General features: G+C 40.3%; 17 protein-coding genes and 1 tRNA gene. 7 read left to right on the forward strand and 11 right to left on the reverse strand.

Annotated features, from left to right (window positions below; translation table 11 throughout):
• Window positions 1-81 precede the first annotated feature (81 nt).
• The 7 genes from KXJ59_RS13055 (at window position 82) to KXJ59_RS13085 (ending at window position 5,624) form a co-directional block, all read left to right on the forward strand.
• Window positions 82-300, forward strand: a complete 219-nt coding sequence (locus tag KXJ59_RS13055) for a cysteine-rich CWC family protein (protein ID WP_295205369.1) — start codon at window positions 82-84, stop codon at window positions 298-300.
• Between the two features lie 98 nt (window positions 301-398).
• Window positions 399-977: a MarC family protein gene (locus tag KXJ59_RS13060; protein WP_295205372.1), complete on the forward strand. Its 579-nt coding sequence runs from the start codon at window positions 399-401 to the stop codon at window positions 975-977.
• A 59-nt stretch (window positions 978-1,036) separates the two neighbouring features.
• Window positions 1,037-1,297, forward strand: coding sequence for a DUF2752 domain-containing protein (locus KXJ59_RS13065; RefSeq protein ID WP_295205375.1), 261 nt, complete (start codon window positions 1,037-1,039; stop codon window positions 1,295-1,297).
• Window positions 1,260-1,616 (forward strand): TM2 domain-containing protein, encoded by a 357-nt coding sequence (locus tag KXJ59_RS13070; RefSeq protein ID WP_295205378.1) that lies wholly within the window; start codon window positions 1,260-1,262, stop codon window positions 1,614-1,616. The genes KXJ59_RS13065 and KXJ59_RS13070 overlap by 38 nt, the downstream gene beginning before the upstream one ends.
• A gap of 149 nt (window positions 1,617-1,765) precedes the next feature.
• Window positions 1,766-2,089, forward strand: a complete 324-nt coding sequence (locus tag KXJ59_RS13075) for a MarR family transcriptional regulator (protein WP_295205381.1) — start codon at window positions 1,766-1,768, stop codon at window positions 2,087-2,089.
• Window positions 2,076-3,104, forward strand: a complete 1,029-nt coding sequence (locus KXJ59_RS13080; protein ID WP_295205384.1) for a permease prefix domain 2-containing transporter — start codon at window positions 2,076-2,078, stop codon at window positions 3,102-3,104. The genes KXJ59_RS13075 and KXJ59_RS13080 overlap by 14 nt, the downstream gene beginning before the upstream one ends.
• A gap of 942 nt (window positions 3,105-4,046) precedes the next feature.
• Window positions 4,047-5,624 carry a Na+/H+ antiporter gene (locus KXJ59_RS13085; RefSeq protein WP_295205387.1) on the forward strand — a complete coding sequence of 526 codons (1,578 nt, stop codon included), beginning with the start codon at window positions 4,047-4,049 and terminating at the stop codon, window positions 5,622-5,624.
• Between the two features lie 251 nt (window positions 5,625-5,875).
• Here the strand turns inward: KXJ59_RS13085 and KXJ59_RS13090 are convergent.
• The 11 genes from KXJ59_RS13090 to rfbA form a co-directional block, all read right to left on the reverse strand.
• Window positions 5,876-5,947, reverse strand: a tRNA-Arg gene (locus tag KXJ59_RS13090).
• Window positions 5,948-6,147: 200 nt separating this feature from the next.
• Window positions 6,148-7,302 (reverse strand): lycopene cyclase family protein, encoded by a 1,155-nt coding sequence (locus KXJ59_RS13095; RefSeq protein WP_295205390.1) that lies wholly within the window; start codon window positions 7,300-7,302, stop codon window positions 6,148-6,150.
• A gap of 29 nt (window positions 7,303-7,331) precedes the next feature.
• Complete coding sequence (locus tag KXJ59_RS13100) at window positions 7,332-7,802, reverse strand: sterol desaturase family protein (RefSeq protein ID WP_295205394.1); 471 nt, start codon at window positions 7,800-7,802, stop codon at window positions 7,332-7,334.
• Between the two features lies 1 nt (window position 7,803).
• Window positions 7,804-8,487: a carotenoid biosynthesis protein gene (locus tag KXJ59_RS13105; RefSeq protein WP_295205397.1), complete on the reverse strand. Its 684-nt coding sequence runs from the start codon at window positions 8,485-8,487 to the stop codon at window positions 7,804-7,806.
• Complete coding sequence (crtD, locus tag KXJ59_RS13110) at window positions 8,484-9,983, reverse strand: 1-hydroxycarotenoid 3,4-desaturase CrtD (protein ID WP_295205400.1); 1,500 nt, start codon at window positions 9,981-9,983, stop codon at window positions 8,484-8,486. The genes KXJ59_RS13105 and crtD overlap by 4 nt, the downstream gene beginning before the upstream one ends.
• 4 nt (window positions 9,984-9,987) lie before the next feature.
• Entirely contained in the window at window positions 9,988-10,512 is a 525-nt protein-coding gene (gene idi, locus KXJ59_RS13115; protein WP_295205403.1) for an isopentenyl-diphosphate Delta-isomerase, read from the reverse strand.
• Window positions 10,513-10,544: 32 nt separating this feature from the next.
• Window positions 10,545-11,381, reverse strand: a complete 837-nt coding sequence (locus tag KXJ59_RS13120; RefSeq protein ID WP_295205406.1) for a phytoene/squalene synthase family protein — start codon at window positions 11,379-11,381, stop codon at window positions 10,545-10,547.
• Window positions 11,382-11,430: 49 nt separating this feature from the next.
• Complete coding sequence (crtI, locus tag KXJ59_RS13125; RefSeq protein ID WP_295205409.1) at window positions 11,431-12,903, reverse strand: phytoene desaturase family protein; 1,473 nt, start codon at window positions 12,901-12,903, stop codon at window positions 11,431-11,433.
• A 24-nt stretch (window positions 12,904-12,927) separates the two neighbouring features.
• A complete protein-coding gene (locus tag KXJ59_RS13130) occupies window positions 12,928-13,428 on the reverse strand; it encodes an RNA polymerase sigma factor (protein WP_295205412.1) in 501 nt (166 codons plus the stop codon).
• A gap of 184 nt (window positions 13,429-13,612) precedes the next feature.
• A complete protein-coding gene (locus KXJ59_RS13135) occupies window positions 13,613-14,494 on the reverse strand; it encodes a MerR family transcriptional regulator (protein ID WP_295205416.1) in 882 nt (293 codons plus the stop codon).
• A 138-nt stretch (window positions 14,495-14,632) separates the two neighbouring features.
• Entirely contained in the window at window positions 14,633-15,490 is an 858-nt protein-coding gene (gene rfbA / locus KXJ59_RS13140; protein WP_295205419.1) for a glucose-1-phosphate thymidylyltransferase RfbA, read from the reverse strand.

A 15,490-nucleotide genomic window follows, 5' to 3' on the forward strand; every position in this document is an offset into this window, starting at 1 on the left:
AATAGTCAGTGAAAATTATTGACTACAGATTACTCACTACTGACTACTCACTACTCACTATTTCACATTCGACTGATTACTATGACACACAAGCATGAAATAAAATATTGCCCGCGATGCACCAAGGCATTTGAGTGCAAAGTGGGCAATATACCTGCCTGTCAGTGCAGCGCACCCAAACTCAGTCATGAAGAGCGGGTGTATATAGAAAGCAAATACACAGACTGTCTCTGCAAAAACTGCCTTGAAGCCCTGCAGTTTGAATACAAGCTGGTGAAGCATCATGTGTTCAGGTTTTAGGAAGTGAGTAGCGAGTAGTCAGTAGTGAGCAAATTTTTCACTCACTACTGACTACTCACTACTCACTTTTTCTTATCTTACCATTCAAACCGCTCACCATGACTTTCCAACTTGATCATCTGCTTACAACTACGTTTACGCTGTTTGCGGTGATTGATATTGTAGGTTCCATTCCACTGCTCATTTCACTGAAAGATAAAATGGGTGGTATCAGGTCTACACAGGCTACACTTATTTCGGGTTTGCTGATGATTCTCTTTCTGTTTGCTGGTGAAGCTTTTCTGAAGATACTGGGATTAGATATCCGCTCTTTTGCTGTTGGTGGCTCTGTGGTCATCTTTTTACTCGGTTTGGAAATGGTATTGGGTCATGAAATTTTTAAGGGTGACAAGGATGCCAAATCTGGCTCTGTTGTACCCATCGCCTTCCCTATTATTGCAGGTAGTGGTACACTTACTACAGTAATGTCGTTAAAAGCCAATTTTGAAGAATTGTATATTCTGAGTGGCATCATCATTAACCTTATTGTAGTGTATGGTGTTTTGAAATCGCTGAGGGTTATTGAGAAAGCGCTCGGACCTGCAGGCCTGCTGGCTGTGCGGAAGTTTTTTGGTGTGATACTTTTAGCTATTGCCGTAAAAATCTTTAGCAGCAATATTGCTGCATTCGGAAAATAAGTATACTTATCAAAAAACTCATTAAACATAGCGAACTCCTTTTCTGGATTACTGCGTTAATGCTGCTCTTCTTTTTACCTGGTTATACAGAAGGACAGTCTTTATGTGTTTCTACCTTATTGCAATTGGGCAAATGCCCGGGCTGTGGTATTGGTCATGCCATACATGATGCATTACATTTTCGTTTTAGTGCTTCTTTTCAGCATCATCCGATGGGAATCTTTGCAGTTATCATTATATTTATACGCATAAAGCAACTCATCACCAATACCCTTACCACACATGAGACCCAATCTGTACAACCTGATTCCCGCACTTGAAGGCGAAGAACTTGTTTTTATTCAAAACCTTACTGGTGGTTTATCTGATGAACGCCTGTACAATTTTATTGCTGTATATAATGGCAAACGCAGAAAAACCGACCAGATTTTATTGGGTTGTATTTTAGGTTTTATACTGGTAGCAGGTGTTCAGCGTTTTATGATCAGACAAAATGGAATGGGTTTATTATATCTCTTTACCGGCGGACTTTGTTTAATTGGAACCATTGTAGACACTATTAATCACAAACAACTTTGTTTCGAATACAATAGTCAGATGGCAAGGGAGAGTTTGGCGATGGTTCATTCAATGGGGTAAGGGTAGCTGTGAGCTATGGGCTTTTAGCCACGAGTAATAAATCAACTTTTTTGTCAACTTTTTCAGAATGGGGCAGTATAAAAGTATTTTTTTACTACAAAAGTAGTAAATATCAATATTATTACTACATTTAGAGTAAAAATAAATCAATGGGAGAATTTGAAGAGTTAACACTTCTGATCGTAGCCATAATGAACGGCAAGGCTTATAGTATTGGCATCATCGAAGAGTTGGAAAAGCGAACGGGTAGATCGGCGGCAATAGGTGGGGTACAAACTGTACTCAAACGGATGGAAGAAAAAGGTTGGGTTACCTCAGAATTTGGCGAGGCCACCAAAGAGCGTGGCGGCAAACGCAAACGCTATTACAGCATTACTGCAAAAGGTAAAAAAATAATGGCTGAGAACAGAGAAAAACGCAACAGTCTCTGGGAAGCTATACCAAAACCTGGCTTGAGTTATGAATCAGCTTGAAAAACAACCGCCAGGCTGGGTAATGATACTGTTACACATTATTGTCCACCCTGAGTTTCATGAAGAAGTTGAAGGCGATTTGCTGGAAAAATATCAGTACAATTTGCATAAGTATGGACTGAAAATTGCCCGAAGACGATTGTATACTGATCTGTTCTCACTTGCAAAACCCAATCTTATTTTTAATATAAACCTTACTACAATGAAACCAGCAAGCTGGCTACTACTTTTACTCATCCTTCTTTCGGTAGCAGTAGCATCCATAGCACCATTCTTACCGGGTTCAGGCAACAATTTTGCTCATGGTCTTTCTCAATTTGCTCAAACGACAGGATACATAGGTTGGGTTTTTGCCCCTTTTGGGTTGCTGTGGCTCATTATTGAAATGCGAAACAAAAAAGGTCAACAACTTAACCGTTGGACCAACGGTTATTACCCGTCGTTGCTGGTGCTGACTCCCGTTTTTTTATTTTTACCATTGCAAATACTCAGGGCACTGATTGATGGACGAAGATTTGATTTATGGCCATTAGCTATTATTTTTTTAGTGGTGACTTTTATCATTTATCGTATCCAAAAACTGAAAAAGAAAACCGGGTACAAATTTAATCCTGCCCCACTATATGTTGTCTTGATTCCAGTAATTGCTTTGCTCACTTCAACATTTGTAGTGGAAAAAGTAGCAACTGTTACCCGTGAAAAAGCGATTATAAATACAGAACCCCTTATAGCAGCAATTGAAAAATACAAAACAGAAAACGGCGAATACCCCGAAAATTTAGAGTCCTTAACAGGCAAGTATATTCAGGAGATTCCAAAACCAACTATCATGGGTATGAGAACCTATCAATATGAGAAACAGAGCAACTCTTTTCAACTTATTTTTGAGCGATTCTGGCACTGGAACGCTACCGAAGTGGTGGTTTACAATACATTGGGACAAAAAGGCATAAAAGGTAATTATGTCAATTTTACTACTAATCATACTAATTGGTGGTATTATTTGGCTGATTGAGAAGCGATATCTGTTCGAAAACAGATTTACTAAGACGAAAGGCGAACATACAATACTAGGGTTTCTGCTATGTTTGCAGACTTAGTAATATGAGCTACATATTGCGATCGTCTATTCCTACTCCGAAGATTCTTCGTAATCAAAAGAAGTTCTGCGCCGATGTCTCTTGAACGAAATACTACTAAAACCGGAAGACCCCCTTAATTACCGCCCTACTCACACCTCATTTCATCCTCACTGTAACCTCTCTTCCACCTCCGTGCACGATCATAGCGTTTATCACCGCAGCCATTTTTATTTTCGGTTACTTGTTGTGTATTGATAGCAGTTGGGGGTTAGGTGTTAGGGGTTCGGGGTAAGGGGTTCGGGGGAATGTTGGTTTCAATCCTAACACCTAAGCCCTAACCCCTCCCAAACAAAAAGTACATTCCACCCAACCCCTAACCCCTAAGTCCTAATCTCTACCCTCTCCCCGAGGTGTTTCCGAGGACGAACAGAGGTATCAATGAGGTAGCAAAGAGGTAGCAATGAGGAGGAGCTTCGATGAAAGTCAATGCCAGTAAGGGTTGTTCTTTTCATTTCGAGGACGAATTGAGGAGAAATGAAGGATAAAGTCAATAAAATCAAGTGTTCCACGGGGCGCTCCGAGGTTCAATTGAGGAAAACGAAAAATGAAACCCTTGATTTTATTGGGTTTGAGGACAGTAAAATTATCCATTCCGAGGAGAAATTACCAATTATCCCAGCTTTTGCCGGAGAGTGTCCCAGATTTTAGAGAACAGCGTCACATTTTTAATGTTCCACGGCGGCTAGGCTATACTTTTGTTTTATCAGCGGCCGATATAGGAGTTCTTCGCTTCAGGCTACCGGAACCTGTAACCTGCTCCAATAACAGCATCTGGTACAAAACCCATTTTAAAACAGTTACAGAAAACAATAACCATGTTAGCGCATTTTCCATTTTATCTTATTCTCATATTAGGCATCGTATTACTCATTATGCTGGCCAATAAGATTAAAGTGGCCTACCCCATATTACTCGTTATTGCAGGGTTATTGATTAGTATAATACCCGGCGTTCCCGTTACAAAGATTGATCCTGAGCTGATCTTTATTATTTTTCTGCCCCCTCTTTTATATGAAGCCGCATGGAGCATTTCATGGAAAGAATTGTGGCGCTGGCGGCGCATCATCACCAGCTTTGCATTCATCGTTGTGTTTTTAACAGCCATGTCTGTAGCTTTTGTGGCAAATTATTTTATTCCCGGCTTCTCACTCGCACTTGGTTTTTTGCTGGGCGGTATTGTATCGCCACCAGATGCTGTAAGTGCCAATGCTATTTTAAAATTTGTGCGTGTTCCTAAAAGAATGGCATCCATTCTCGAAGGAGAAAGCCTGCTGAATGATGCTTCCTCGCTCATTATATTCCGTTTTGCAATGATTGCAGTTGCTACCGGTCAGTTTATCTGGCTCGATGCTTCATTGAGTTTTACATGGATGGTAGTAGGCGGCGTAGGTATTGGTCTTTTGATCGGCTGGTTATTTATGCTCATTCATAAATACCTGCCTACGGATGCAAGTATGGATATCATCCTCACCATCATCACACCTTATATCGTTTATATTTTTGCTGAAGAAATTCACAGTTCTGGTATTCTGGCAGTAGTAAGTGCTGGTTTGTTATTATCGAACAGAAGGCATTATTTTTTAAACAGCTCTTCCCGTGTAAGAGGAGTGAATGTATGGGAGAGTTTTGTTTTTGTATTGAATGGGCTTGTTTTTATGCTGATTGGATTAGACCTTCCGGAAATTACTGCCGGGCTTAAACAGGACGGCATAGGTTTCGGCGACGCTATCTGGTATGGTTTATTAATTACAACCATATTAATCGTTGTTCGGATTTTAGCTGCATTCGGCGCAGTGCTTACCACATTGGTAATGCGCAACTTTATTAATGTGGCAGAAAGAAACCCCGGCTTTAAAGGTCCACTGTTATTGGGCTGGACGGGTATGCGTGGAGTGGTATCGCTTGCTGCAGCTTTATCAATACCGGTACAATTATCGGATGGAGTGGCTTTTCCTCAACGCAACCTGATTCTGTTTATTACATTCATCGTTATACTAACCACCTTGCTATTACAGGGTCTCACTTTACCTTACCTGATTAAAAAGTTAAAGATAGCTGGCTACAATGACCACATGCCTGAGCATGAAGCAAATGAATTCATCAAAACTGCATTGGCACAACATTCTTTGAAACACCTGTCGAGTAAGTATGAGGATCAATTAAATACAAATGCAGCCGTGCAGCAAATCGCAGAGAAGTGTCGACTGAAAAATCTGTACAACCTTAGCCCTGTTATGTCCGCGGAAATTAAAACCATTTATCTGGATCTGCTGGAAGAACAAAGACAATGGTTACTGGAGAAAAATCAATCCGACCCTCATTTCGATGAAGATATTATCCGCAAATATCTACACCAGCTTGATATTGAGGAAGAGAAGTTCAGGTTTATGTAAGGCAAACAGGAAGCAACTCTCCATGAGTCCTGCTTCTTGTTTCTTATTCTCCAAAGGAGTCCTTCGGACCTTATTTCTTATTTTCTGTGGCCTCGCCATCCACCGCGGCGGAGAACCTGGATCTGGAGCTTCGTCCCCACAGTATTGTGGGGATTATACTATCCATTGTACACAAAAAAAACAGGACAACCGCCTGCTTCTTGTTTCTTATTCTCCATGGGAGTCCTTCGGATCTTATTTCTTATTTTCTGTGGCCTCGCCAGGAATCGAACCTGGATCTGGAGCTTCGGAAACTCTTATACTATCCATTGTACTACGAGGCCAATATTTCAATAAACTATCAATTTTAATATAAAAAGGTCACTCTTATACTTTCTCCGCCTCAGGCGGATACTACGAGGCCAATATTTCAATAAACTACTCATTTTAATATAAAAGGTTACTCTTATACTATCTCCGCCTAAGGCGGGTACTACGAGGCCATACAATAAAACGCAGCAAAAATAATAGAAAGCAATTAAACTTAACGGAATAACTCTTGCATGGCCGCTTTCAGGAAAACACCGGTAGGTACACTGTTCATAATCTGAAGATCTTCCCACAAGCCAGTTTCGTTATCCAGAAACCGCAAAACTCTTGCAGGTGGATTCTTTTTAAAGATGGAAGCAAATACCTGATCGCCATTTAATTTACGATAATGCAATACATTCAGTAAGACTGAATCATAAAAGCGAAACTTTCTTTCTTTCAAATTTATTTGTTGTGCAGGGAAACGGCTCTTTATTAAGTTTGCAACAATAGCTGCCGTTTTTTTCTGGATAAATTGAAATGCATACCCACTACTACCCTTTGCCTGACCGCCTGCAATACCCATATAAATAACCCTTCCCTCTATTGATGGAAAAACATGATTGGTCATTGGAATAATACCAAACTCTTCATGTTCAATTTTAAATTTCGCTATTCCGAGATATTTTTCCAGGTACGATTTTAATGCTGTAGTGTATTTTTCCTGAGACAGTAATTTCGCTGTAAATAATGTATACTCCACCAATGCCGATGTTGCAGACAGAGGCAATACATACATAAAAGTAGTCCCCTCTTCCTGCGATACCCTAAAATCCATGAATGTAGCTTTCCCCGGATTGAAAACAGGCATTTCAGTTTCAATTACCCAACCTTTAAAATGTTGCAACAGCATGTACTCACCTGTATGTAGCTTAGGTTGTTGAAATAAAATGCTATTGAATACATATTTAGCAGTATAAGTACCTGATGCTAATTCAACAAAAGCTATATCATCCTTTGTTCCTGTTGTCATAACAGGCTCGTATAAAAAATGAATATTGGTTTTTTCTTTCGCCAGCTCTTGTATATGCCGGTAAAAATCAATGCCCCGAATCATTTTATACCGGTATGGCAATAATGGAAGCCCTGCCGAAAAATGGGTCGAATAAAAATCAACTTCTGTCCATTGACGATAAACAAGCGATTCAAATAATCCATCTCCCTGTTCCCAGAAACACCAGGTTCTGTCGTTGGTTATTTTGGGAGCTTTATCAACAACAAGTATTTTCTTGTCATCAAAAAATGGTTCTCGCATCATGCGCATCAATAAACTCAAACCTGCGCAACCGGAGCCGGAGATGATATAGTGGTAATGGGAATGAATGGTCAATAGTGAATGGTCAATGGTAAGATAAGCAACTATTTGCTTTGCAGCATTTCGTCTTTGCGCACTTTATCCCAGTATTTTTTGGCTACGATAAGCATACCAAAACTCTCCCCTTCATGTTTATCGAGGTGTTTATGATGCATTTTATGTGCCCATCTTATAGCTTTGATATAGCGGTTATTGGTTCTGGTAAACAGTTTTATCCGCTGGTGAATAATGACTTCATGTACCAGAAAATAAGCGAATCCATATAATGCAATCCCTGCTCCAATGCTTACTACCCAATATACCTGATTCATACTTCCCAGCATAATACATAACCAGCTGGGTATTGCGAATATGATAAAGAATGCATCATTCTTTTCGAAGAAACCAGGGCCCTTCTGGTGGTGGTCTTCATGCAAATACCATAGAAATCCATGCATTACAAAACGATGTGTAAGCCAGGTAATGCCTTCCATGATACAGAATGTGGCCAGTGTGATGAGTAAATAGATCAACATATTATAAATACCATCTGAGGGTTAAAAAAAATAACAGTTGAATAATAAACAAATGTACCGCAAAATGGTTGGCCTTTTCAAAACGTAAGTACCTGAACAACCATAATAATGCCGCACTGATGAGAAACCAGCAGAGATAATTAAAAAAAGGAATTGCATCTCCCTCCCAATGCCAAAAACCGAGCTGAACGGCCACCGGTTCCATTACCCAGTCAAAGAAAACAGTCAGGAGGGCACCATCGAGTACAAGTGAAAGCGTAATGATTTTTTGGGAAAGATGTGTACCCGACTCTTCATACTTATTCCTTATCCATTCATGGAGTAAATGCATGATTACACCTGATGAATACACCATTACAAACCAGTTGATTCCAATTAACCAGGGCACCCCGTTAAAATGCGGACCCAGCACTGATCCATAGCTATAACAACCAAAAAGTTTGCCTGTATTTACGCCGATCATTTCTGTACCCATCCCCGTTAAAAATGCTGCCAGTACAAAAAGTAAAAAGAATTTATTAGGCTTAGGCTGGTTCCATAACAACAACAGAAACATCAGTAATAAATTCAGTGGTGTATTGGCAATAAACCATTCTTTCTGATCTGTAAACAGTATACCAATCAATCCACTTACATGAAAGAGAATGGCGATGAATGCTGATATGCTTAATTTATAACGGTTCAATGATGTCTTTTTCTTTGTTGATCGGCTTGTACCAGACCGGCCATGATACCGGCACTTTTCAAACATAAAGGTATTCCACCTCCGGGATGTACGCTGCCTCCTACAAAATATAATCCTTCCAGCTGCCGGGAGAAATTGGGATGTCTCATGAATGCAGCCATCCTCGAATTGGAACTCGTACCATACAAAGAACCCTGGTATGAACCTGTTTTTGACTCAATCAACACCGGATCCAGTACTTCTTCTGTTTCGATAAGCCTACCTATATCAGTCTTCAGCATGCGGCTGAGTTTTTCAATTATGATTGAGCGGCATGTTTCACGGAGTTTTTCCCAGTCCTGCCCCACATTTGCAGGAACATTGATCATTACAAACCAGTTTTCTTTCCCCTCCGGTGCATGTATACCTGGTTCACACTTTGAAGTGATATTGATGTATACGGTTGGATCGGCACAGACTTTTTTTTGCCTGAAAATATGATCAAACTCCTGTTCATAGTTTTCACTGAAAAAAATATTATGTAACCCGAGTTGTTGAAATTCTTTTTTTATTCCCCAGTAAAAAATCAATGCACTGCTGCTGCGTTCCTGTTTGAGTATTTTTTTTGCAGTTATCTGATCATTCAATAAACGCAGATAAGTAAAATACACATCAACATTACTAACTACAACAGCAGCCGGTATATTCTTCCCATTCACCACTACACCGGTTGCACGGCCATTATAGTGTATGATTCTTTCTACCGGCTGGTTAAAATAAAACTGCACACCTTTTTTCTCCGCCAGTTTAAACAAGGCATTAGCGATACTGATCATCCCTCCTTCCGGATAAAAAGTGCCTTCATTATGTTCAAGGTGAGGAATAAGGCTTAACATCCCCGGTGCCTTATAAGGATTACTGCCATTATAAGTGGCGTACCTGTTAAACAGTTGTACAACTTTCTGGTTCTTAAAGCTACCAGTGTTTACCTGATGAAGGTTCTTAAACATTTGAGAAAACCCAACAGTCTTCAAAGCCTTTCCAATAGGCGCTTTCCATAAAACTGCGGCTTTGTGCAGTGAATAGTTCAGGAAAATATTCGCCACATTTTCATACAGTTTTTTCGATTTCCCCAGGTATTGTTTCACATGTTCTACAGGTTCTCCTGTCTGGCGATACAATTCTTCGGCAAATTTATCGGGTTCAGCAGCTGCGCGGATGACTGTACCATCTTCATAAAAATAAAAACAGGAATCCGGCATTTTTCTGTAATGGAAATATTCTTCAACAGGTTCGCCGGCAAGTGCAAATAGTTCTTCTATATTAGCGGGTTGGGTAAACAGGCTGGGGCCAGTATCGAAATGATAACCATTCGCTTCAAAATAACCGAGTTTGCCACCGGGGTGTGAGGCCTGTTCAAATACTTTTACATCAAAACCCTGAACAGACAGTCTGATGGCAGCAGCGAGACCAGCTACTCCTGCTCCAATGATTACTGCCGAAGGTTTTGCTTGCATCGGTTTATGGTTTATGGTTCTCGAGGTACCAGTTGTGTACTTTAGGAAAAGCAATATGAAACCAGGCGGTGAATGTGTCAGGCTCCTGTTCCAGTAAAGATGCTATTTCTTCGAGTGAACGGTAGGCATAACTGTCTACTTCTTCGCTGTTGATATGAATAATACCATTATAGGTTCCTGCAAATACATGGTCAAATTCATACTCCGTTAATCCATTTGCAAAAGATGTTTTGTAAATAAAGGAGAAAGCTTCTGATAATTCAGTGGTAAATCCCATTTCTTCCCTGAGCCTGCGTTGTGCCGCCGTTGCTGTTAATTCGCCCGGGCGCGGATGACTACAACAGGTATTGGTCCATAAACCGCCGCTATGGTATTTGGTAAGTGCTCTTTTCTGTAATAAGAGTTGATGTTCTGTATTAAAAACAAAAACGCTGAATGCGCGATGCAGCTGAGCTTTCTCGTGAGCCTCCATTTTTTCCATTACTCCCAGTACTTCGTCCTGTTCGTTCACCAGTATCACATGTTCCATACAATAAAAATAAGTGTTATTACACCGTGTAATCAGAGTAAATTGAAATGACTGCGGATGCCTGCTTTGGCCAGGATAAATATTTTCCCGTAGTCTGGTATCCTGATTCTTTCTTCAAGGATATTTTGTGGTCTTACTTTTTTTATCTTTTTGAAGAGGGAGAGATAATATTTATAAGCCACATACACCCCAAAACGAGATTTCATAGGCAGTTTGAGGATGCCTTCATATGCATGATTAAAATCGCGCTGAATATCTTCTTCTATCGCCTGTTTATCTGCCACACTAAAATTCCTGAAATCGCATCCGGGAAAATACACTCTTTCCAATCCCTCATAATCCGCTTTCAGATCGCGCAGAAAATTTACTTTTTGAAAAGCAGCACCAAGGCTTCTGGCATAAGGCTTTAATTGCTCATACATTTGTTTATGACCCTCACAAAACACAAACAGGCACATTAGTCCTACTACTTCTGCACTTCCATAAATATATTGTTCGTATCCGGCACGGTCGTATTTGCGCTGGTCGAGATCCAGCTCCATACTGTACAAAAAAGCATCAATTAATTCCCTGTCGATCTGGTATTGATTAACAGTAAGTTGAAAACTATGGAGAATAGGATTCATGCTGATCTTTTTCTCAATAGCATCATAGGTAGCGGTTTTAAATTCGGCCAGTAATGTGGCTTTATCATAATCATGAAAACTGTCTACAATTTCATCCGCAAAACGAACAAACCCATAAATATTAAAAATGGGTGTGCGCAGGTCCTTGTGTAACAACCGGATAGCAGACGAAAAACTCGTACTGTATTTCTCTGTTGTGATCCTGCTGCAATCCTGACTTACTTCATGAAACAGTGTGATCATTGGTTGTTGATTTGTTATACAGACTGGGTCTGTGTATATATTTAATAGTTTATCCGAATGCTTTTATTACTTCTCCGGCTACCACTTCTCCACTGATCAGACTGGGTGGTACCCCCGGACCAGGAACGGTTAATTGACCGGTATAAAACAGATTATGTACTTTTTTACTCCGACAGCCTGGTTTTAAAACAGCAGTTTGACCCAAAGTGTTCGCCAAACCGTAGGCATTTCCACGAAAAGCATTGTATTCAGATACGAAATCGGTATGGGCAAAGGATTTCTGGTAAATTATGGCATCTTTTACCGATTGACCGGTTTGTTGTTCCAGACGGTTAATCACTTTTTCGAAATAATACTGTCTTCTCTCTGGCGAATCATCGCTTAGCCCTGTTGCCACCGGTATCAGCAGGAAAAGATTTTCGCAACCAGCCGGTGCCACCGTGGTATCGGTAACCGATGTGGCGCTCATGTAAAATAAAGGATCTGAGGGCCATTCTTTGGTAGTATAGATTTCTTTCCCGTGTACGTCAAAAGAAGTATCAAAAAACAAACTGTGGTGACGGATATTAGCCAGGCGTTTATTGAGTCCTACATAATACAGCAAACAACTGGGAGCCATAACACGCTTGTTCCAGTATGCGGGTGTATAGGTTCGGAATGCTTCCGGTAGCAGGTTCATTTCAATATGATGATAGTCGGCCCCGCCAATCACCACTTTTGCATCATATACACGATCCTGTGTTACAACCTGTCTGGCGGCATTCTGCTGAATCCGTATTTCCTGAACATTCTGATTGAATTCAAACTGTACACCTAATTCTACAGCCAGGTCATACATCGCCTTAACAATCTGGTACATGCCCCCTTGCGGATACCAGGTACCACCTTTGATGTCGGCATAATTCATAAGACTGTACAATGCTGGAGTATGTTCGGGCAATGCGCCTAAAAATAATACCGGAAACTCCATAAGTTCACGGAGCTTGGGATGAGTGAAGTATTTGGCTACATGCGATTTGATGGACCTGAATACATCGAGTTTAAATACACCGGTAAGTAGCTCCCAATCGAGAAATTCGGTAAGTGATTGCCCGGGTTTATATACCAGCTTGTGAATACCAACATCGTATTTATAAGCTGCTTCCTTTAAAAATAAATCAAGTTTTTGTCCGCTACCTGCTTCTATCTGGCCAAATAATGCTTGTAACTCCTCATAGGTTGCAGGAATATCAACCGGGCCATCGGGCCAGTACACGCGATATGAAGGGTCTAATCTTTCTAACTGGTAATAGTCGGCAACCGATTTTCCAAACTGTTGAAAATATCTTTCAAAAACATCGGGCATCCAGTACCAGCTGGGGCCCATATCGAAGGTGAAGCCTGTTTCCGAAAATTGACGCGCACGGCCACCAGCTGTGGCATGTTTTTCAAGAACAGTCACTTTCCATCCTGCTTTGGCCATAAAAGAGGCAGCAGAAAGGCCGGCAAAGCCGCTTCCAATAATAATTACAGATTTACTCACTCATCAGAAAATTAGACAAAAATCTTAATACCGCTGTAACTGGTTTTTCAGCAGTTTTCTAGCGAAGTGAATACGACTCTTGATGGTTCCCAGAGGTTCATTCAGCATTTCTGCTATCTCATGGTATTTAAACCCATCGAAATATAATAAGAAGGGATTACGGAATATCTCAGGCAGGTTATGTATGGCTGTCTTTACTTCTTTGAGGTTGATACTGGCTATGGCGTCATTTGCAACAGCTCCCTGGTTGATATTGAGTAAAAATTCGTTAGGTGTGTTATCAAAAATGGTAGCCTGTTTACTTTTTCTACGGTAATTATTGATGAAAATATTACGCATGATGGTGTAGAGCCATGCTTTAATATTTGTACCCACATTGTACTTGTCTTTGTTGGCCAGTGCTCTATACATGGTTTCCTGTACCAGGTCCTTTGCAGCTTCTGTGTCGCGGGTAAGGGTGATGGCGAAGGGCTTCAAAAACTCAGTATTATTAAGTAACATCTGGTTAAACTCGAGCACTGACATACCGTAATTGTTTAATTATTTATATTGTAAAACTAAACAAAAGAATATGACTTTAGCAACATTTTGTTTAAATATTTTACTAAAAATATAAAACAAACTGGATCAGCGAGTTATACATGTTTAGACATCAAATAGGGCAAAAAAATACCCGGATGAACCGGGTATGATGTTATGGGAACTGATTTTAAGAAAGGGTTGCAATGTATTCCATCACTTCAGAAAGCGATTGCCGGAGACTTACATTTGAAGGCACGCGCTTTTTATAATTCTGTGTTACCTGACCGGAAACAACGATGGGCAGATCAGGCATCCGGTGATGTACGTTTAAAAGGAATTTCTCAAAGTTAAAATTGCCAGCCAGAGAAGTGAGGTGGGTGTAAACAAAATCAGGTTTTTTCTGATCTACAACATACTCTACATCTCGTAAAGGCACATCGGCACCCAGATACAGCACTTTTATACCCCGATTTTTCATGAGGAAATACATGAATAATAATCCGAGCTCATGATGTTCACCTTCAGGTAAGAAAAATACAGTTGTTTTACTGGGCGATACCCTGCTATTGATTGTTTCTATACCAATGATCAGTTTTTGACGGATGATATTAGTTACCAGGTGTTCCTGCGCCGGGTTTATATGATTAGTAAGCCACAGTACGCCAATACGTTCAAGGAATGGAAAAATGATTTGAAGGATGGTTTTTTCAACCCCTTTTGAAAAAATATACCTGTCTACAATAGTTTCAAAGGCCTCAATTTCCATATCAATCATACACTGAATCAGTTCATTGACTGTTCTTTCCTGTTGTGCCTCTGCCTGGGTAAGGGATAGTATCTTCTCTTTAATATCAACCGGACTCATACGGTCGATATGAGAAATTTTATAGCCATATTTATTCAACAGGGCTATATTCAATACCGTTTTTAATTCGGTATTGCTGTAATAACGAATATTGGTTTCCGTACGTTGCGGGTTCAGAAAACCATAACGTTGTTCCCAGATCCTGATGGTGTGGGCCTTTATACCTGTCAGGTTCTCCAAATCTTTAATGGTAAAAGCGTCCATGTCATAATAACACTGGTCATTCGCTTTTGTTTGAGGATCATCCTTAAAATTATCGAAAAAATTGTTGAAGTTAAGTTGACACTTAACCCAAGAAGACTGAACAGGCTGAAATAGCTGGTCTGGTATTACTAATCTCTATTATTTCAGATTGCCCAGGTATTCACCATAACCACTTTTAGCGTACAATTTTGCCAATTCAAGCAACTGTGTGTGACTGATATACCCCATTCGCCAGGCCACTTCTTCAATACATCCGATTTTCTGGCTCTGTCTTTTTTCGATTACCCGTACAAACTCACTGGCATCGCTTAATGAATCGAAAGTTCCTGTATCCAACCAGGCTGTTCCCCTGTTCATAATACCAACCCTGAGTTTACCCTGCTTCAGGTATTCATTATTAACAGTTGTAATTTCATACTCACCTCTTGCTGAGGGTGCAATTGATTTTGCTATACCTAACACGGTATTGTCATAAAAGTACAAACCCGGTACTGCATAGTTGGATTTAGGTTTACTGGGTTTTTCTTCAATAGAAACTACTTTTTTATTCGCATCAAATTCAACTACACCATATCGTTCCGGATCGTTTACTTCATACGCAAATACGGCTGCCCCTTCAATATCATTAAAGGACTGTACCAGTTGACTAAACCCGGACCCATAAAAAATATTATCTCCCAGTATCAGTGCTACTTTATCTTTTCCAACAAAAGATTCACCAATTACAAAAGCCTGCGCCAATCCGTTGGGCACTTCCTGAACCGCATATTCAAACCTGCAACCCAGCACTGAACCATCCCCCAATAAACGTTTGAATTGTGCATTGTCTTCAGGCGTGGTTATAATCAATATCTCGCGGATACCGGCCAGCATAAGAATCGACAAGGGATAATAAATCATCGGCTTATCATAAATGGGCATCAACTGCTTACTGATTCCTTTTGTAATAGGGTACAGTCTTGTTCCTGATCCGCCGGCTAAAATGATTCCCTTCAT

The organism is Sediminibacterium sp. (genome assembly GCF_019264485.1).
Taxonomy (GTDB): domain Bacteria; phylum Bacteroidota; class Bacteroidia; order Chitinophagales; family Chitinophagaceae; genus Sediminibacterium.